This window comes from Mesorhizobium sp. M8A.F.Ca.ET.021.01.1.1, from assembly GCF_003998025.1.
Taxonomy (GTDB): Bacteria; Pseudomonadota; Alphaproteobacteria; order Rhizobiales; family Rhizobiaceae; genus Mesorhizobium.
In genome coordinates this window covers 1-19,076 of the sequence record NZ_RZSJ01000041.1, presented here as the reverse complement: position 1 = coordinate 19,076, position 19,076 = coordinate 1, and the positions used below count along the sequence as shown (strand labels likewise).

The window sequence follows — 19,076 nt, the reverse complement described above, 5'->3', positions numbered from 1 at the left end:
GTTGTCGTCCGCGTAGCCAACCGGGAGATTAAGACGCTCCGCCTTCCGGATCAGTCGCCGGGTTTTTATCTCCGCAATCTGTTCATAATATAATAACGTTTCCCAATAATGTCGGTACTCGGCCTTTTCCCGCTCCGCAGGCGTGCAAGCATTTGTCAGGTCGATGTTATAGGCGTGGTCGAGCGTCCTGATGGTTAGCCGGTACGCCGTGACCTCCAATAAATCTTTGATTTCTAATAATATCGTCATACGACATCCCCGAGCCATCGTGTCCAAAAAAAGAACGCTACAACCTCCTATGACGTTCGGTCCATTCCACTACTTGGATGAAATTAGAAGGCAAAAGAACTAGATAGCGAGTAACATCAGGACGATCTGGTTCTCGAAAAGCTCCGGCTCGCCAAAAGCCGCCACGAACCGGCGATAGCAAAGACAAAGTGGTCTCGCCAGCAAGGCCGGTTAAATCAAGAAGGTATCGGCGAAGCGGAAGACGAAAACCAACTTCAAGTAACAGCCGTTGCTTAAGAGCGCATTTTTCCCTTACCGGCCAACGACCGGACAATCCTGACATCGGCGCTACACTGGCACCACCGATAGGATTAATTGCGCATTACCTAATGTCCCCTGTAAATTGACCGGTGCGGGTGCGTACTTAAGCCCGCCGCAGTGGCCGGTGCGGTCCTCACGTCCCCGGAGGGCTGCCCGCCGCACCGGCCATTTTGCCTACGCTTTGGTTAGCGGCGACGTTCGCTTTGGCCTCGATGCGCTGGGCCGCCAGCGCCCAGCCCCTGAGCGGCGACTGTTGGTCTTGGTCCAGGTCTCATCAATGAAGACCCGTCGCGTGGATCGATCCGGCCCCGATATTTCATCCACTGCAGCCGCCGTCGTGCGACATCGGGGCGATCCTGTCCGTTGGCGATCAGCGTCTTTTTTGTGAGTGAGCTTCTCGGCATGCACGAACTCCCATACCAATCGGTAGTCGACCTTCAGACCGGCTCGGCCACAAGGCCGCGCAAGGTGAAGCCCGGTCGTGAAAGCGCTCGATCAAGCTGTTGGGCCACACTCCCGAGAGTTTCTTCGGTTTGTAGCCGCGGACCTGGCGAGGCGCCGCACTGCCAGTCTCTTCGACACGCTATTAGCCACGCTATGGCCCCGCTGTAGCTGACGCCAAAGCGCGCCGTGGCGGCGCCGCGACAGCCCTTCCATCTTGACCGCGGCAACAACCCGCCCGCGAAAATCCATCGAATATCCTGCCATCCCGACTGGCCTCCTCCAGTATGAATGTTGAATCAGAGCAAAGGTGATTTGCGAATCTCACGACTCCATCCCGCTCTAGCAAGAGAGTCCGGGGCACCGAAGCACATACCCGCGAGGAAGCGCCAGTTGCGGTTGAGACCAGAACTAAGCTTGATGTCAGCTCGAAATGTAAGACCGATCAAATCCGGCCGTTTTTATAAGTTCCGCGTGGTCATGCAACTCGACCACACCATTGCGGAATGAAGCCAGTCCACTTTCCCGCAAATCCTTCAACACGCGACTTACATGCACAGCCGAAAGCCCCAACGCGTCGGCCATCTCGGCTTGGGTCAGCGGGCATTCAAAGCGGTCCGGATAACTCGTTGGCGATCGATGTGCCCGGCAGCCCAGTTCGAGAAGAAGATGCGCCGTGCGTTCGACAGGTCCCCGTCTGCTGACTCCTGCCAGATGTTCCGCAACCCTTGCGTACCGCCTTACCTCAGCCAGCAGGATAGCCTCGCAAATGGACTGCGGGTAGCGCGAAAAACAAGTATGGACAGGACCGGTCAGCTCGATCGCGGTTACATCGGAGAGCGCAGTTGCCGTCTCGCCCCCTTCGCCGGAGAACTCGATCAAGGCAATTTCGTGAGGAAGCGCGAAATCAACGATGAGACGCGAGCCATTCCGCAACGTTTTGCCGAATGCCGCCCAACCCGCAGTCATAACCAGGATGGAGGATTTGGCCTGATGCTCGCGTGCAATCGTGGTGTTCGCCGGATAGAGGCGGCGCAAAGCCCCCGGCAATACTGAGATTGTCCTTTCCCAACTCGCGTCGGCAAGCGCGGGTCGCCTCTCCAATTCAAGAGCCTGCTTTGATAAGCCCATTTGTCTTGATTACCCCACTCCGCGATCGTCCCTCCGATCAATCTGCAGCTTCAACCCATTAATTACACAAACGTTCCGCCTATCTTTTCATCCAAACGGCGTCGCGGCCTACCGCCATGGGATGCTACCCTACCACCTTGGGGGTACTTGCACCATGCAGAAGGTTCTCAGCCCACTTTACTGCATGGGCTTCAGCAAGTTCCCGTGGCCTGCCGGCATCCAACGCCGGCAGTCGAACTTGTCCTTTGGCTGCTGCGCGCCGGCGGACCATCACGGCTACTTTCACGTCCCTTCTTTGGTTGAAAACCCTCGTCAAGCAGAGCTGCTCAACTTGAAAGCAGCCGCGTTCGATGCCCTTCAGAAAGCACGTCGGGTCCTGCTGGTCGCGTTGATGCCGGAAGCGCGGATCCCACTGGCGGATCGGGCGGTTGCAACTCTTGCCAAGGCGGACTGGGGATCGCCTGCGCCGTGCTTCCGGGACTCTCCGTTGCACCTGCTGTAACGACTTGCTCCATTGTGCTGGCTGCCGGTTTTCGGCGCGGGTAAAGCCGCGAGGGACGCCTGGCATTGTAAGTCTGCCGTCTTTCCTCGGCAACTTCCAGGTCATCGATTGCGGATATGACCGATGCAAGACGATCCTCGATTTGGCTAAGACGCCTGCGGGTGGAAAACAGGGCGACTGAAACCAGCAAACTGTAGGCAAGTACGACAATGACTGCTCCTACGGGAGTTTCGATGCCGAACACAATTAAAGTACCAGCCCCAATAAAAACGGCAGGAGCTCCATAGCCCAGCAACCTGTCTTTCTTCATAGGAAGCATCAACGGCCAGGTTGCGGACAGCATAAGAATGGCTGCCGGTCTGTTGATCACCCAATCTAAAAACCCCGGAACGATTTCGCTGAGAATATCCATATCAACCTCAAGCAAGACACGGCCGGCTGCTTTGTTGTCGTCAGGAAGTGCAGGCTCTCCTGCGCGCCCTGGACGCTGCGGCGCCTTAGACCTTGCGGAAGCGCGATCTATGGTCCCGGCGACATCCTAAAGGTCTGGAAGGCTTGTCGGGTAGACCAGATCAACCTTTAGCCGATTTACTACTCAATAATGGTAATGGCGGGGATATCCGCGAAGCTGTTATGTTTCCAACTGACCGGCGACGCGATCGCTCGGTGGGCGGGAAAAGAGCGACTGCACATGCCGGATGGCGGGACGCGAACCCTTACATTTCACGCGCTCTGAGCGCTTACACGCAACTGCCCGAACTACTTTGAAGTGAAGCAAATTCAGCCGACGCTGGAGGGGCGGGAGTTGTGCTGTTGATTGCAAGGATTCGGAAATGGCAAGTTCAATTGACAGTCCGACCATGACCAGAGAATTACTGCCGCTCGACGTGCGGGAGATTCTTGATTTCTTTCTCCGCCGCTGGAAGCTGGTGTGCAGCATTGCTGCGCTCACCTTCGCCGCATTTGTCGCCGCCGCCTATCTCCTTCCACCATCCTACACGGGCGTCGCACAAGTGTTACTTGACGCCCCGATAGACTATATGACTCCGCAGGATTATTCGAATTCTGATTTTGCCGACAATTCAACATTTATCGAAAGTCAGATTGCGGTCCTGAGATCCACCTCGCTCCTTCAGAAGGTGGTCGACAGTGAAAAGCTGACGGAAGACCCAAAGATCGGACCGGGGGCATTAATATGGCTACAGAACGCCCTTGGAGTTTCGCGCGTTGGATTGGCGGATGTTATCGAGATCTCGGTGACCGCCTATGACCCGGGGAAAGCAGCATCGCTGGCGAACGCAATCTCCCAGGCCTACCTCGCTGATCGAGTAAGGTCCCGCTACGAAGGGGCCAAGAAAGCGTCCACATGGCTCAGCGAGCGGGCCACATCTCTGCGAGCGGAATTGAGCCTTTCGGAACAAGCCGTCCAGAAGTTTCGGATCGATCACAATCTATTGGCGACGCCAGCAGGCAGTTTGACTGACCAGCAGCTGTCTGAATTGAATGTCGCATTAATTACTGCACGCGCCGAATTGTCGGAGAAACGGGCGCAATATCAACAAGTTGACAAATTGCTGACCAGCGGAGGCGACATCCAGTCGATGCCGGACGTCTTGCAGTCCGTAGTTATCAGCGCGCTTCGGGCCCAGATCGCTGGAGTGACACGGCGGGAAGCCGACCTCAAATTGAAATACGGCGATCGGCATCCGGATGTCCTGGCGGCGCAAGCCGAGCGCCGCGACATCGAGGGGCAGATTACCGCCGAAGTCCAGCGTCTCATCGGCAATCTGAAGAATGAAGTGGACGCTGCCGAGGCCCGGGAAGCTTCTCTCAGCCGAGCCTTGAATTCGGTATCCAACCGATCCGAAGTCGAAGGTCAGGTTGGCGTTCAGTTGCGCGACCTAGAAAGGATTGCCGCCGCGAACAAGGAGCTGTTTGAGACATTCCTTTCACGCGCCAAGCTCACCGAGGAGAAGTCTACCCTGCTGAACAGCGGCGTACGCGTGATAACCGATGCGGTTGTTCCGGGTTCGCCAAGCTTTCCAAACAGGCCTCTATTCGCGGCGTTGGGACTTGTGCTCGGCTTCTTCGTCGGGGGGGCAGGGGCAGTTCTTCGTGAACTTTTCGCTTCCGGCTTCATGGCAAAGAAGCAGATAGAGGAAGAGCTGTCCGTTCCGGTTCTTGCATCCATCCCACGGATGGCGGGCTGGTCGAGAGACGCCCATTCCCAAGCCCAACCTGTGGCCTATCTCGAGCGCAGACCACTATCCAGGTTTAGCGAAGCCGTGCGGCGGCTCCGCCTGGGCATCGATGCGACGCCCGAACAGGCCCGCTTGCCGCGCCTTATGCTGGTGACATCGGCGATGCCCGGCGAAGGAAAGACAACCTTGGTATTGAGCTTGGCCTGCTCCGCAGCGGCCGACGGCGAACGGGTTCTGGTCGTCGATGCGGACTTGCGGCTTTCGGCCACCACGGCCTTCTTCGGCATGGTAGACAAGGTCGGGCTGGTCGACCTTCTGACATTGCCGGTCAAGGCAGCAAACGCAATTCATCGGGACGAACGCTCGGGGATATCCCTACTCCCTGCCGGCGCAAGGACCCGGAACCCGCCTGCCCTTCTTGCTTCGGCCCGGATGCGCTCGGTTTTCGAAGAGCTTCGCGGAAAGTTCGACACGGTGATCATTGACGCACCACCTGTTGGAGCCGCGGCCGACGCCACGATCCTGGCGCGGTATGTCGACAAGGTCCTCTTTGTCGTGAAGTGGCGCGAAACTTCGCGCGAGGCCGTTGCAGAAGGGATTCGCCACCTTGGCGGTCGGTCGAAGATTGCCGGCATCGCCTTGACAATGGTGGACGAACCAAAGTTGCCAAAATATGGCCGCTACACGTCCATCGAAAGTAGTGTTTCTGACAGTTACTATCTCAACTAGAGAAATATTTCGCCATGCAGCACGCTGAATTATACCAGGATCGCTTCCCGGTAGGAAAAACTTACGGCGGGGACCCTACGCGTTGGTACGTGATCCAGACGCACCAACATTCCGAGAGCTTGGCGGAGCGGCACCTGCTATCGCAGAACTTCCGAACATACCTGCCCAAGCGAAGGCGAACCGTTCGCCACGCTCGCATTGTCAGAAACGTCGCAAGTGCGTATTTCGACTGCTATCTGTTCGTCTCGCTGGCTGCTCAGCAGAGTTGGTACCCGATCAACTCGACCGTCGGCGTGCGAAAACTTGTCATGAGCAAAGGAATGCCGGTCCCGGCACCATACGGTGTGATCGAGTCCTTGATAGCCGCAACCGACGAGGACGGAATTTTGCACCCCGATATCTTATTGAGGCCAGGTCAAAGAGTTAGAGTCATAGACGGGCCGTTTTCGGAGCAGCTTGGCGTTCTTGATCACGTCGGAAGTGCTGGAGCGGTAAAAATTCTTCTTGATATAATGAACCGTTCTATTCAAATCACGATCGACCGAGATAAACTTTCGATTATATCCTGAATTCTATCCGTTATTTCTCGTATAATATATTTTGCTCGGACGATGCCGAAACTATCCGGCGAAGGAAGGATGAGTTGGCCACCCAATTCACCCTCGATGCGGCAGCTTGCAAGGCGACGTCCGAGGCTGCAGCCCGGCATCGAAAACATCGGGGGCTGCGTCTCAACGAAATCAGCGCCAATAGGCTGCCGATACGATGACCGGCGACGATGAGCGAATGACGCTCGACGCGATCAACCAGGGGAACCCCTTGCAACCTTCACGTAAATCCAAACCCGGAAGCTACTGTCCGGCGGATCCTGGAGAGCCTAGGGACGGCCTGCAGCCGCAACAATATCGGCGCTGGGTTCCAAAAGCCAAGGCAAGCATGGTGGTCGAAGCGTTGACGCCGGGGGTGAACGTTCCAGCGCCAGCCAGGCCGGTTGGGGCGAGCCCGTCGATCAACAAAGCAGATGTCGGTGTTTCTCAAACCGACGCAAGCGCCGCCTTGCTGCCCCTCGAAACAGTCCCGGCCCTTCCGACCGCCACCGAACTGTTTCGAGCATTCAATGAGAGCGGCCTGAAGTACGGAATAATTCAGGATCTCGCGTCCCTGCAAAGCGGACTTGCGGGCCGCGACGATCTGGATCTCCTTTTGGACAAGCACGACTACCCGGTCTTCTGTTCGATCGTGAGCAAGCTGCACGGTTGTCGCGGCGTCAGCCTGTCTTGCTACGACAATGTCTGTGCCGGCCGGGAGGACTGGTTCCTGCCTGACTTTCCAAATGGCCGCTATCTCCATCTCGACATGCATATCGGGATCCGTGTCGGCTGGGAATTCCGCAAGCGATATCCGGTATTCGACTATGCGGCGATTACACGATGGGAGTCAATTTGTGTGGATGGGGTGTCTATTCCGGTCGTCTCCCCCGAGGACGAGATTCGAATAGCCATTGCCCGCTTCGCCTTCCGGACCTGGGCATTGCCTTGGCGACAGTGGATCACCGTTGGTGGTGATTGGAGGGACCAGTTTGCGCGCCCGCCACTGCCGTCAGGCCAGCAAGGCCTGGATGTCGCGGAATACACGCTTGGCGGCAGCAGACTGGCGAGCTGCAGGTTTCTGCAAAGCGTCGACGGTTTGATGGCAAACCGCAGGGATCTTGCCAGGCTCCGGCGTTCAATCCGTGAAGCCTGCGGTTTTGCAGGAGGTTACGGGATCGCCGATGCCGTTGTTCACCTGGCCCGCAAGACCTCATATCTGGCGTTGAGGGTCCTTCAGCGCCTGATGCCCGGCACATTCCCACCAAAGAGACGGCCTGCGGCTGGTGGCTTTGTAGTGGCGCTCGTCGGTCCTGATGGCATGGGAAAGAGCACTCAAGCTGATCGGCTGACACGGATATTTCGATGGAAATTCGGGTGTGCGCAAGCCTATGTCGGAATCGGAGACGGCAATGGGTGGTGGCTCCGCAAGGCGTTGCAGACTCTGGTTTTTCCCTACAGACGCCGCCTAAAGTCGTTGGCCCAGCACGATGGTGGCAACAGCTCCGTCAGCCGAAATTGGTCGAAGGGAGGACTCGCCGCTACCGCGCTGGCATTCTGGGCAGTTTTGATCGCGTTTGAGCGATACGCTGTCGTGAAACGTGCGCATCGATGGGCTACGCGCGGCCTGATCGTCATTTGTGACAGGTGGCCGCAGGCGCTGCGTAGCGGATATCTGGACGGGCCGACCATCCCACCGCACCTCTTCTCCGTCCCAGGCCTGTCAGTTCTCGCTCGCCTCGAGCAAAGGCTCTATCAAAAGATGGCGCAATGCCGGCCACACCTCACTTTGCACCTGGTTTCAGATTTTGCCGTCTCCGAGCAGCGAAAGCCGGGAGAAATCAGGAAAGAAGCCTTCGACGCGCGGCTATCGCTGATGGCGGAGTTGCGAGCCAAGGATAAGAACATCCGAACCGTTGACGCAAGCGCTGGCATCGAGGCGGTCGGACGGGAACTGTTCAGGCATATCTGGCTGTCTTTGTGAGAGGCAGGGCGGGCAGCTCATCGGCCAGTATCCAAACAGACCCCGATGCGCGGCCTTCCGCCATCGCGAAACGACAGGTGTTCCCTGCGAGGCGTGGGAAAGCCGCCGAACGCTCGCGCTCGATAGCGGCGCGCCGATAGAGCCTGTTTCATCCCACGATCGGCACGGGGCTCTGACTTGAACGAGTGAATATGGCTCCGTTTTGGGGCGAGCACCTGTCCCCCGGCCAACAACAGCACGCAATGACGGAGGTTGCCATGTCCGAAACCATACGCAGGACCGGCAGTTGCCTGTGCGGCGGCGTGCAGTTCTCGGTCCGCGGTCCGCCGCTCCGCATTGGTCTTTGCCATTGCAAGGATTGCCGCAAGGCCGGCGGCTCGACCTATTCGGCATTTGCCATCTGGCCGCGCGAGGCCTTCGAAAAGACGGGCCTCGTCAGCTCCTACGGCACGCGCAGCTTCTGCCAGACCTGCGGCGGCCGCGTCGCCCGGGTCGACGACAATGAGGCTGAGGTGATGATCGGCAGCCTCGACGTCGTGCCGACCGATCTCGTGCCCGAATATGAATTGTGGACCTCAAGACGCGAGACCTGGCTCCATGCCTTGCCCGGCGCCGAACAGTTCAAGCATGACCGGCCAGCGGCGAACAGCGCAGAAGTGCCGGCGCCGCGGTCGCTGTCGGACGTCGATGCGGCCGCGTGAAATTCGATTTTGCGCTCGAATGCGCCGCCCTGGATTTCATGTCCCCTAAGGTATTGGCAAATGAAAATCCTCCATGTGCTCACCCGACTTCTTCGGGGAGGTTCCGAAGAGAACACATTGGCCTGCTGTCTCGCTCAGGCGCGGCACGGCCACGAAGTGCGTTTGGTTCACGGCGAGGAGTACGATCCGAATTTGCGGATGTCAGTTGCCGAAGCCGTTCGGGTTGAGACTCTTGAGCGGCTCATCAACTCGATTTCGCCATCCCGTGACATTTCTGCATTTGGCCAACTCACGCGCCTTATGCGCGACTGGCGGCCTGACATCGTGCACACCCATCAAAGCAAGGCCGGCATCGTCGGCCGCCTCGCTGCAAGGGAAGCCAATATCCCCTGCATCATACATGGCGTGCACATTTTGCCCTTCGTGCATGTGGGCAATGCGCAGAGGCTGATGTACCTGGCTGCCGAACGCTTGGCCGCGAAGTGTACACAGGCTTTCATCGATGTCAGCCAGGCTATGCGTGACATTTGCATCGCCAATCATTTGGGTAGCGCCGATCAGCACCACGTCGTCCACTCCGGCTTCGATCTGAAGCGCTTCGCGAACGCGCAATGGCCACAGCAATCGCATCTGCTCCTGGGGACGGCTGTCGGAGAGCCTAAGCCACCGGTGATCCTGATGCTGGCCGCGCTGGAACCGCGAAAACGCCATATAGAGTTCATTGAAGCATTTGGGCAGGTCGTCGACCGAGTTCCGAACGTGCGGCTGCTCTTGGCCGGCGAGGGGCCGGCGCGATCCGCTATTGAGTCGGCGATTGCACGATCCCCGTACGCAAACAACGTTCGCATGATCGGCTACCATAGCGAGCCCGAGCGACTGATCAGTCTGGCGGACGTGTGTGTGCTGACCTCGATGCGAGAAGGACTGCCTCGCGTCATGATGCAGTACCTGGCGGGCGGTCGAGCCAGTGTGGTCTCGCATCTGCCGGGAGTGGAAGAGGTTGTAAAGCATGGCGTGAATGGAATTGTGACGCCGGCAGAAGACGTTGGCGCCGCGGCGGCGGCGATCGCCGACCTTCTCCAAAATGAACACTACCGCGCTCGATTGGCTGAGAGCGCGAAACTCACCGACCTGGCATCCTGGGGGTTGGATACAATGTGCGATAGGGTCGAGCTGATCTATCAATCCGCTCTCGAGTCAACCCTTTCAGCAGGAAGGCCAAACGACCCGCGAATTCGCGACGGCCTCGCCAAGCAACCTTTAGGACTGCCCGGATTTTGATCCCTTTTCTCCTTCGACGGAGTCCGGATTTTCAAGGCTTACTGCTCGAACCCTACCTTGCTGTCACGCTCCGTCCGACGAATGTCGATTGGTCCTGACCGCAGGCAAGACAACGGAGTACGACGATGCGTTTGCGTGCAGACCAGCACTTTCCTTCCGGGCCTTCGCTAATGGAGGATTGGGTCCGACGGCTTTTTCCGGCCAGCCGCACGCTCGCAATGATTGGCGGTCTGGCCATTGCCATTGTTCTGCTCACCGCAGATGCATCCCGTGCGGACGGCTATACGTTCGACACCGGTGACGTCCTGCGTGTATCCGTGATTGGCGAGCCATCCTATCCGCTGGAAGTCGTGGTCGATGATCGCGGTTCGATATCGCTTCCCATGTTGGGCGATGTTCAGGCGCGCGGCCTCACCAGCGTTGTCCTTTCGAAGGCCATTCAGCGTGCATTTCAGGAGCAGAAGCTCATCCTCGATCCTTTCGTGAAAGTGGAGATCGGTCAGTACCGGCCATTCTTTATTTCCGGAACGGTGGCTCATCCCGGATCGTACCCGTTTCAACCCGGAATAACGGTTCGTCATGCACTGGCTATAGCAGGTGGCTTTCGGGCTACCGCCGTGGGAAACACGGAGCCGGCCTTGCAAATAGCTGATCTGCGCAGCGCGCGGGCAGGTCTGGCGATCGAGGAATATCGCCTAAAGGTTCGGCTCGCCCGGCTCCAGGCGGAAAGCCGCCAGGACAAATCTTTCGTTGCTCCGCCCGATCCGCCTGTCGAGTTTGGCGGACACTTGATTGACGACATCGTAGCGTCTGAACAGGCGCAGTTGGACGCCCGCCTCGCCGCATATCGGGACGACATTTCCTACCTTGATGTCTCGTTGGAGCGGGCCAGGAAGGAAGCGGATATGGTCGCTGCCACTCGAAAGGAACGAGAAAAGACCGCGGACATTCAACTCGAGGAACTGCAGTCTGCCCGGTCATTGCGGGAAAAAGGCCTGGTCACCAATTCGAATGTCATGACGGCCGAACGAGCACATACCAGCTATCGCGCCGAACTTTCGCAGACCGAGCTGCAGCAGGAGCAGGCGCAGCAGGCGATGCTGACCGCTGAAAGCGAGCTTCGAAAAAAGAAGCAGAGTTATGAAATGGACTTGATCTCGCAGACCCAAGACACGCAGGTCGAGCTGGGGAAAATTCAAAGCCAAATAAGGTATGTCGCCGACAAGCTTCTCTTTATATTTACATATGGCGAACAGCGGACCTTCGACGACTTGCAAGGCTCCGTGAAGATCTCGATCTTCAGGCGCGACCGGAAAGTCGCCCACGACATCATCGCCAATGAAAATACGGAAGTTCTAGCTGGCGATGTCATCGAGGTTTCGATCGCGGCCAACAAAGGGTTCTACGCGCCGGACACTTCCGGAACAATGGGGAGCCCAAATGCGGAGGGCCTCCAGCCAAGCATTGTCGGCCAATAGCACGAATATGCCCACTTCCTCGAGCAAAGCTTTGCTTCAGGGCCGCGATCGTTGCTTCGCAACGCTCTTGGGTTCGTTGTGCCTTGAACGGCCTGAGATAGTCCGACCTTGGCACCTCAGGGGTTTGACATGAGCCTTGGGCCAGCACTGACAGTGGTGGGAAATCGCTTCCGCCGGGCGAATTCCCACGCCAAAGCGGAGCAGAGGCGGCTCAATCTCCTCCGTGCAACGGCGCGCCGCAAGACGACGGTGCGTTACGCCCCGCGCCACCGCGCCATCATCCGATCGCGCATTCCAGGTGCAATCCTGCTCCTCCTCGCTCTTGCGCTTGCGGGAGCTGCATTTCTGCGGCGCCACGTTGACCTCGGCCGCAACTGGCTGCCGCGACCGTGGACCGATTTCGTGGTGGACCGGGGATACTTCTCCGATCCACTGGTCTTGCTGGCTGGTCCAGACGCTCTTCCGGTTTGGCTGGCGTTCGCGGCGGTGGGCTTGCTGCTGCTCGCAGCCGCCCGCAAGGCAAGGCGAAGGGGCGGCTTGCCAAGCGCGTCCACGAACGCCGGCGCCAGCCCCTCGGCAAGAGACATCCAGCCGGCGCCCGGTTCGGAACTGGCCTGTGCGTTGCGTTCCTGCAAGGCAGCATTCGCGGGAGTCGCGGTTTTTAGCGGCGTGAGCAACATCCTCATGCTGACCGGAGCGATGTTCATGTTGCAGGTCTACGATCGCGTACTGCCAAGCCGCAGCGTTCCGACTCTGGTAGCCATGGCGATATTGGCCGGCGTTCTGTTTGTCGGGCAGGCGGTCATCGATCTCGTGCGCAGCCGCATCATGACCAGGATCGGTGGAGAACTGGACGAAACGGTCGGGGGGCGCGTATTCACAGCCGTGTCGAGGCTGCCCTTGTACATCGGCCACCAGGGCGATGGGCTGCAGCCGCAACGCGATCTCGACAACATCCGCGTGTTTCTGTCGAGCCCGGGGCCAAGCACACTCTTCGACTTTCCGTGGATGCCCTTTTATCTGGCAATCATATGGAGCCTTCATCCGACCCTCGGAATTGCGGCGATTTGCGGTGCAATCGTGTTGGTGGCGCTGACGGCGGCGACCGAGGTCTTCACGCGCAAACCAATGGGCGCCGCGGTTTCGACGGGCGTGAAGCGCAACGGCTTAGCCGAAGCCAGTCGCCGCAACGCGGAGGTTCTCGCGGCAATGGGAATGGGCAGCCGCCTACACGACCATTGGCGGGAGGCGAGCCGCGAATATCTCACGCAACAGCAGCATGTCAGCGATATCGTAGGCGGCTTCGGCAGCTTCGCCCGCGCCTTGCGGCTGATGCTCCAGTCGGCAATGCTTGGTATAGGGGCCTGGCTGGTGATCCAAGGCGAGGCGACGTCCGGGATCATCATCGCCGGCTCCATCCTCGCGGGCCGTGCGCTTGCGCCTGTCGATCTTGCCATCGCCCATTGGCGCAGCTTCGTGGCCGCACGCCAGAGCTGGAGCAGGCTGAGCCAGTTGCTCGCCCGATTGCCGCAAGACGCTCAGCCGATGGCACTTCCGGTGCCCGGTTCGAACTTGACGATTGAGAACATCACGATCGGTGCACCAGGCGTGCAACGGGTCATCGTGCGAGGCGTGGACTTCAGCCTGGACGCGGGCTCGGTGCTTGGCATCATCGGACCAAGTGGCTCCGGCAAATCCAGCCTGGCTCGTGGGCTGGTCGGCGCATGGCGACCGCTAGCGGGGCGTATCAAGCTTGATGGTGCCGCGCTCGATCAGTGGTCGTCGGAGCGTCTTGGCCGCCACATAGGTTACCTTCCGCAGGACGTCGAACTGTTCGCGGGAACGGTTGCCGCCAACATCGCCCGCTTCGATCCTGGATCGGACCCGCGGGCCATTGTCGCCGCCGCCCGCGCGGCGGGCGTCCATGAGCTAATCATCGGTTTTCCGAATGGCTACGAGACTCAGATCGGAGAGGGCGGGACCGCGCTCTCAGCCGGGCAGCGCCAGCGCGTTGCCTTGGCACGGGCACTCTATGGAAATCCGTTCATGGTCGTCCTCGACGAGCCCAACTCCAATCTCGACATGGAAGGCGAAAGGGCGCTCGCCGAGGCGATCCTCGCAATCAAGGCGCGCCGCGGCATCGTGGCGATCGTCGCGCACCGTCCGAACATTCTCACCACTGTGGATTTCGTGCTGATGATGAAGGAAGGGCGGATGCACATGTTTGGAACGAAGCAGTCCGTTCTGTCCAAGCTCTTTCCGATGTCACAGGCCAATACAGCGGACCTGCAGCCGGTTTCAACCTCGCCTCGACTGCCGAATTGACGACTTGCGGCACATGGGAAACAGGCAATCATGGCTCCTGTCTTGAACCGATCGCTTTCAAACCGGCGATCCATTCGCCGCAATCTGCTCGGTGGGATGACTGTCGTCGCACTGCTCCTCGGCGGAATGGGAGTCTGGGCCGGGACAGCGGACATTTCGGGAGCCATCATTTCGCATGGCTGGGTGGTCGTCGAGAACAGCGAAAAGAAGGTGCAACACCCGACGGGTGGCGTGGTGGGCAAGATTCTCGTACGCGATGGCGACCGTGTCCGGGCCGGGGATATCTTGGTCCAGCTTAGCGACACTATCCCGCGTGCCAGCCTGGCTTACGTGACAAAGAATCTGGATGAGCTCTACGCGCGAAAGTCCCGGCTCGAGGCGGAGCGTGACGGCAGCGGGCGGATGACACTTGCTCCGATGCTTGCCACGCGAATGAACAACCCGGAGATTGCCAGCACCGTGGCTAGCGAACAACGACTTTTCGAACTTCGTCGAACCGAGGTTTTTGGCAACAAGGCGCGCTTGCGCGAACGCATCGAGCAGTTCGGAAAGCAGATCGAAGGTTACTCGGCTCAGGAATCGGCAAAGAGCAAGGAGATCGAGTTGATCAACGATGAACTCGTCGATATCCGCAGCCTTGTCGACAAGAAGCTCACACTCAAGTCGAAGCTGACGGAATATGAACGCGAGGCAACACGCATCGAGGGTGAAAGGTCTCAGCTTGTGTCAAGCATGGCGCAGGCAAAAGGCGCCATCGCCGAAGTTGAGCTCCAGATCCTTCAGCTGGACAAGGAGTTCTCCAGCGAGACTGGCAGCGAACTGCGCGATGTCGACGCCAAGATCGCCGAATTCGAGGAACGAAAAGTCACCGCCGAGGACCAGCTGTCACGCATCGATATTCGCGCTCCCTCCAGCGGCACGGTCCATCAATCTTCAATCCATACCGTGGGCGGCGTGATCAGTGCGGGCGAGCCGATAATGCTGATCGTTCCCGACACCGACACTCTCACGGTCGAGGTGAAGGCCGCTCCGCAGGACATCGATCAGATCTTGGTCGGCCAACGCGCACTTCTTCGCTTCACCGCCTTCAACGTCCGCACTACGCCCGAAACGGAAGGCGTGGTGTCCATGATTGCGGCCGACGTAACGCGCGATCAGCACACCAATGAAGTCTACTACGTAGTCCGCATCACCCCGGACCCGAAGGATTTGACGAAACTTGGCCCTGCCTCGCTCATTCCCGGCATGCCGGTGGAAGCGTTCATACGGACTGGTGACCGCAAGATGCTCTCCTACCTGATGAAGCCTTTGACGGACCAGATGATGCGTGCGTTCAGAGACCAATAGCCGCGCGGCGACGCTTGTCGCGCGGATCGGCGCGACCCCGGCTAACCTTTTAGCGACGGAGACTTGTCATGGCAGCAACAGAGCTGAAACCTCCGATTTTTCTGATCGGCAACTATCGGTCGGGGACCACAATTGCACAAAAATTGATTGGGCTGCATCCCGACATCGTTACCTGGTACGAGCCAAAAACATTGTGGCTATATGCCGATCCTGCGCGGCGTCATGATGAATTTGGCGAAACCGATGCGACCAAAAGGGTCGCACGTTACATTCGCGGCAGGTTCCTCGAATATCAGTCGCGGCACGGAGGCCGACAGATCATGGAAAACACGCCTGCCAATGTCTTGCGCGTGCCGTTTGTCCACGAGATTTTTCCGGAGGCCATATTTCTCTATATTACGAGAAATCCATTTTCGTACATAAGCTCGATGGAGCTTAAGTGGCAGAGAGCAAAATCTCTCAAAGGATTAATACGCCTTTTGAAGATCACTCCGGTAACGCAAGTTCACTATTATGCAAAAGATATTATAAAACAGGTGATCGCGAAAAGGGTATTGGGAAGAAAATACACATCGATCTATGGGCCGCGTTACAACGGGATAGAGCGAGATTTGAAGGAGAATGAGAAATTGACGGTGATCGCGCGCCAGTGGGCGCGCGGCAATCGAAAGGCCCGAGAAGATCTCGCCAAGCTGGGCGACGGCCGCGTGCTGTCTTTTCGCTACGAGGATTTGATACAGGATCCCGAGTTGGTTTTGCGCCGCATCTTTGAACATTGCGGGCTGAACTGCACCGACGATATCGTGCGAACGGCCAAGGAGATGATCGATCCAGGCCGCCAGCAGAAGTGGCTCCGTCTCGAAAGGAAGGATCTAACGGCGATCATACCGGAGGTCCGGGACGAGATGGAGTTCTATCGCTACGAAATCCCCTCGCTTCTTCGATAGGTAAGGCGCGCTGGGCGCGGGCGGACGGCACCGCAGCGGAGGAACCTTCATGACCCATGCGATCATAACTTCGTGCAGGCGCGGGCGCGTGGCTGCGCATCATCCAACGTAATCGTGTCACTCGGCGGATCCGGCAAGGACGCAGTGGCCGCCTGTTTGGGTCGGCCGAGGCGATTGGAGAGAGGCGTGAGCAACAACCAGCGCGGGCTAGCAAAACAAAGTGTCGTGGGCATGTTCTGGACGTCCCTGTCCATGGGTGCCCTTGCGGTTGCGGAGCTTGTCGCCCTTCTCATCCTGGCTCGGCTGCTCTCGCCCAATGAGTTCGGCCTCTACTCCGCAGCGCTGATCGTCATCAAGTTTTCGGCGATCTTCCAGGGACTTGGCATTACCCCCGCGATCGTCCAGCGACCGGTGCTGGACGAGCGACATCTTCGGGTCGGCTTCACCTTGTCATGCCTCCTCGGGCTCGCTGTGTCCGCGTTGGTCTGGGCGATGGCACCGGCAATTGCCGGGCTGCTTCGCCTCGCCGATCTGGCTCCGGTCGTTCGTGCCATCTGCTTCGTGTTCCTTTTCCAAGGCGCTTCCATGGTGGCATTGGCCGCGGCCCAGCGCGCGCTGCGGTTCCGCTGGCTGGCGTTGGTCGACGCCAGCGCCTTTGCCTTGGGTTACGTCGTTGCCGGTCCGATTCTGGCATGGCTCGGCTTGGGCATCTGGGCGCTTGTCGGCGCGCTCCTGATCCAGCAATTCCTCCGCATGGTCGTGCTGCTCGCCGGCCAGCCGCATCCGATGCGGCCTTTGCTGGAGCGGCGCGCCATCGTCGAACTGCTCTATTTCGGAAGCGGTTTTACCATCGCCCGGGTCTTCAATTACCTCGCCACCCAGGCGGACAGGCTTGTCGTGGGCCGCTGGCTCGGCGCTGATGCGCTTGGCCTGTACGGCCTGTCGTCACAGTTGATGACGACGCCCGCGGTCATCGTCGGTCAGGTTCTTGATCGGGTGCTGTTCCCAACCATGGCGCTGGTCCAGGAGCAGCCCGCGCGGCTTGCTCGTGCCTATCGCAGCGCAGTCGCGGGGTGCGCCCTGCTTGTCCTGCCGGCCAGTGTGGTCGTGGCCATCGTCGCGCCGGAGTTGGTTGCCGTCATTCTCGGGCGGGGATGGGTAGCGGTCGTCGCCCCGCTCCAGATCCTGGCGTTCAGCATGCTGTTCCGCACGAGCTACAAGCTGAGCGATTCCGTCTCGCGCGCAACAGGGACTGTCTACGCGCGCGCCTGGCGTCAGGCGGTTTTCACCATCGGCGTCTTCGCCGGCTCCCTCATAGGGCAACTCTGGGGCATAGAAGGCGTGGCGTTCGGCGTCGGCGCGGCTTTCGGGATCAACTTCTTCCTGATGGCACAGTTGAGCCTTCGCGTGACCGGCATGACCTGGGGAGACTTCCTTATGGCCCACGTACCCGGTCTGGCACTCGCGGGCGTGGTCGGAACCGGCGTATGGGGGCTCGTGGAATGGCTACGCGAGTTCCGTCTATCTCCCCTTCCCCTGCTTATCGATACGGCATTGCTGGCATCTGCCGGGGGCTTGCTGCTGTGCTGGATCCTGCCGTCGCTGTTCCTTGGGCGGGACGGGCTATCACTGCTGCGCTTGCTCGCGGCCGTTGCGCCCGCCTGGCCAAGGATGAGGAAGGTAACTGACTGATCCCGTAGAATTCAACGCTTGACCGCACGGCCATGGATTTCGGGCGACGGCTTTCATGTCCAACGTTACCCATCGCCATGCTCGATCTGGGGTCGCAACAGCCCTCGGGTCGGGCACGTCGAGATTCCGATTTAATCGAGAAATGTGCAGAGGAGATTCGACGTGGTAAAACTCGCTGGGCTTCCCTGGAATGACGCGAAGCTCTTGATGACGGAATCCGGCACTGACTCCGGCATCAATGGCGACTGGCTGACCGACGACAATTGGACCCAGCCGAGCGGAAGAGCGATCGGCAACGAAACGGCTCGGGTGCTCTCCAATATCGGCGACGGGCTGGCTGCCGAAACCGGCAATGGTAGTCACACTACCAGCTTGGATCCGGCCGCGAACAAGCTGGATCTTAGCACCGCAGATGGGGTCACGCCGACTTTGGGGGGCGATGGCGGATTGAAACTGACCGGCCTCACCGAGACGGCAGCCGGACTTGGCATTCATCCCGACAGCAGCTTTCTCGACTTGTGGCACGATGCGGAAATGGGCCATGCCGACAGCCATGTCACCTACATCGCCACCACCCCTGAGGCAGTTGCCGACATCGGCACGGTCTCGACGCGCGCAGCGGTCACAACCAGCAGCAGCTTCCTCGCCGCCAGCTCCAGTGCGATCGACCCAATCTTCGAGACAAGGGTGGCGACCGCGGGCGACGATGTCGAGGAGAAGGGCTCCGGTACGATATCGGGCAATGTCGACGATCTGGAACTGGGCTATGACGGCAGCACCCGCCAGACGGTCGGCCTCCGCTTCACCAGCATCGATCTGCCGAAGGGCGCGATCATCACCAGCGCCTATATCCAGTTCCAGGCCAATGAGGTGAAGTCCGGCGCGGCGTCGCTGCTCATTCAAGGCGATAATGTTGACGACGCCAGCCCTTTTACGGCCGTCAGCTTCAACGTGTCCGCGCTTCCGAGGACGACAGCCTCCACGGCATGGACGCCGGACCCGTGGACCATTGTGGGCGAGCATGGCGCTGCCGAGCGCACGCCTGACCTTTCGGCGATCGTGCAGGAGATCGTCAACCGCTCGGGCTGGGCCGCGCTCAACGACATGGCATTTTTGGTCAGCGGCACTGGCACGCGCACGGCCGATTCCTACGAATACAATCCGGCCACCGCGCCACTGCT

Annotated in this window: 13 protein-coding genes and 2 pseudogenes; 11 read left to right on the top strand and 4 right to left on the bottom strand. The window is 59.1% G+C overall.

Annotated features, from left to right (window positions below; all coding sequences use genetic code 11):
- The 4 genes and pseudogenes from EOA36_RS37700 to EOA36_RS06070 form a co-directional block, all read right to left on the bottom strand.
- Nucleotides 1-249, bottom strand: a 249-nt coding sequence (locus EOA36_RS37700; protein ID WP_210212406.1) for a hypothetical protein, incomplete at its 3' end; no start/stop codon positions are given.
- Nucleotides 250-801: 552 nt separating this feature from the next.
- A pseudogene (locus EOA36_RS38080) lies at nt 802-1,257 on the bottom strand (IS630 family transposase); the annotation flags it as partial.
- 156 nt (nt 1,258-1,413) lie between these two features.
- The gene (locus tag EOA36_RS06075) at nt 1,414-2,040 is read right to left on the bottom strand and encodes a Crp/Fnr family transcriptional regulator (protein WP_189522182.1); all 627 of its coding nucleotides are present in this window, start codon (nt 2,038-2,040) and stop codon (nt 1,414-1,416) included.
- 407 nt (nt 2,041-2,447) lie between these two features.
- Nucleotides 2,448-3,035 carry a hypothetical protein gene (locus tag EOA36_RS06070; RefSeq protein WP_127276028.1) on the bottom strand — a complete coding sequence of 196 codons (588 nt, stop codon included), beginning with the start codon at nt 3,033-3,035 and terminating at the stop codon, nt 2,448-2,450.
- A gap of 421 nt (nt 3,036-3,456) precedes the next feature.
- Here EOA36_RS06070 and EOA36_RS06065 point away from each other — a divergent pair, with 421 nt between their 5' ends.
- From EOA36_RS06065 to EOA36_RS06015, 11 genes and pseudogenes are all read left to right on the top strand, one after another.
- On the top strand, nt 3,457-5,553 hold the full coding sequence (locus tag EOA36_RS06065) for a polysaccharide biosynthesis tyrosine autokinase (RefSeq protein ID WP_127276027.1): 2,097 nt from the start codon (nt 3,457-3,459) through the stop codon (nt 5,551-5,553).
- Between the two features lie 14 nt (nt 5,554-5,567).
- Nucleotides 5,568-6,122: a transcription termination/antitermination NusG family protein gene (locus tag EOA36_RS06060; RefSeq protein WP_127276026.1), complete on the top strand. Its 555-nt coding sequence runs from the start codon at nt 5,568-5,570 to the stop codon at nt 6,120-6,122.
- A 196-nt stretch (nt 6,123-6,318) separates the two neighbouring features.
- Nucleotides 6,319-8,124, top strand: a complete 1,806-nt coding sequence (locus EOA36_RS06055) for a hypothetical protein (protein ID WP_245464264.1) — start codon at nt 6,319-6,321, stop codon at nt 8,122-8,124.
- A 257-nt stretch (nt 8,125-8,381) separates the two neighbouring features.
- The gene (locus EOA36_RS06050) at nt 8,382-8,825 is read left to right on the top strand and encodes a GFA family protein (RefSeq protein ID WP_127276025.1); all 444 of its coding nucleotides are present in this window, start codon (nt 8,382-8,384) and stop codon (nt 8,823-8,825) included.
- A 60-nt stretch (nt 8,826-8,885) separates the two neighbouring features.
- Nucleotides 8,886-10,106: a glycosyltransferase gene (locus EOA36_RS06045; protein ID WP_127276024.1), complete on the top strand. Its 1,221-nt coding sequence runs from the start codon at nt 8,886-8,888 to the stop codon at nt 10,104-10,106.
- Between the two features lie 125 nt (nt 10,107-10,231).
- Nucleotides 10,232-11,584 carry a polysaccharide biosynthesis/export family protein gene (locus tag EOA36_RS06040; protein ID WP_245464263.1) on the top strand — a complete coding sequence of 451 codons (1,353 nt, stop codon included), beginning with the start codon at nt 10,232-10,234 and terminating at the stop codon, nt 11,582-11,584.
- A gap of 129 nt (nt 11,585-11,713) precedes the next feature.
- Complete coding sequence (locus tag EOA36_RS06035) at nt 11,714-13,909, top strand: type I secretion system permease/ATPase (protein WP_245464262.1); 2,196 nt, start codon at nt 11,714-11,716, stop codon at nt 13,907-13,909.
- A 42-nt stretch (nt 13,910-13,951) separates the two neighbouring features.
- Nucleotides 13,952-15,256 (top strand): HlyD family type I secretion periplasmic adaptor subunit, encoded by a 1,305-nt coding sequence (locus EOA36_RS06030; protein ID WP_348629803.1) that lies wholly within the window; start codon nt 13,952-13,954, stop codon nt 15,254-15,256.
- Between the two features lie 68 nt (nt 15,257-15,324).
- Nucleotides 15,325-16,203: a sulfotransferase gene (locus EOA36_RS06025; RefSeq protein ID WP_127276022.1), complete on the top strand. Its 879-nt coding sequence runs from the start codon at nt 15,325-15,327 to the stop codon at nt 16,201-16,203.
- A 186-nt stretch (nt 16,204-16,389) separates the two neighbouring features.
- Nucleotides 16,390-17,895 carry a lipopolysaccharide biosynthesis protein gene (locus EOA36_RS06020; RefSeq protein WP_245464261.1) on the top strand — a complete coding sequence of 502 codons (1,506 nt, stop codon included), beginning with the start codon at nt 16,390-16,392 and terminating at the stop codon, nt 17,893-17,895.
- 162 nt (nt 17,896-18,057) lie between these two features.
- Nucleotides 18,058-19,076 (top strand): annotated as a pseudogene (locus EOA36_RS06015) (RTX toxin); the annotation flags it as partial.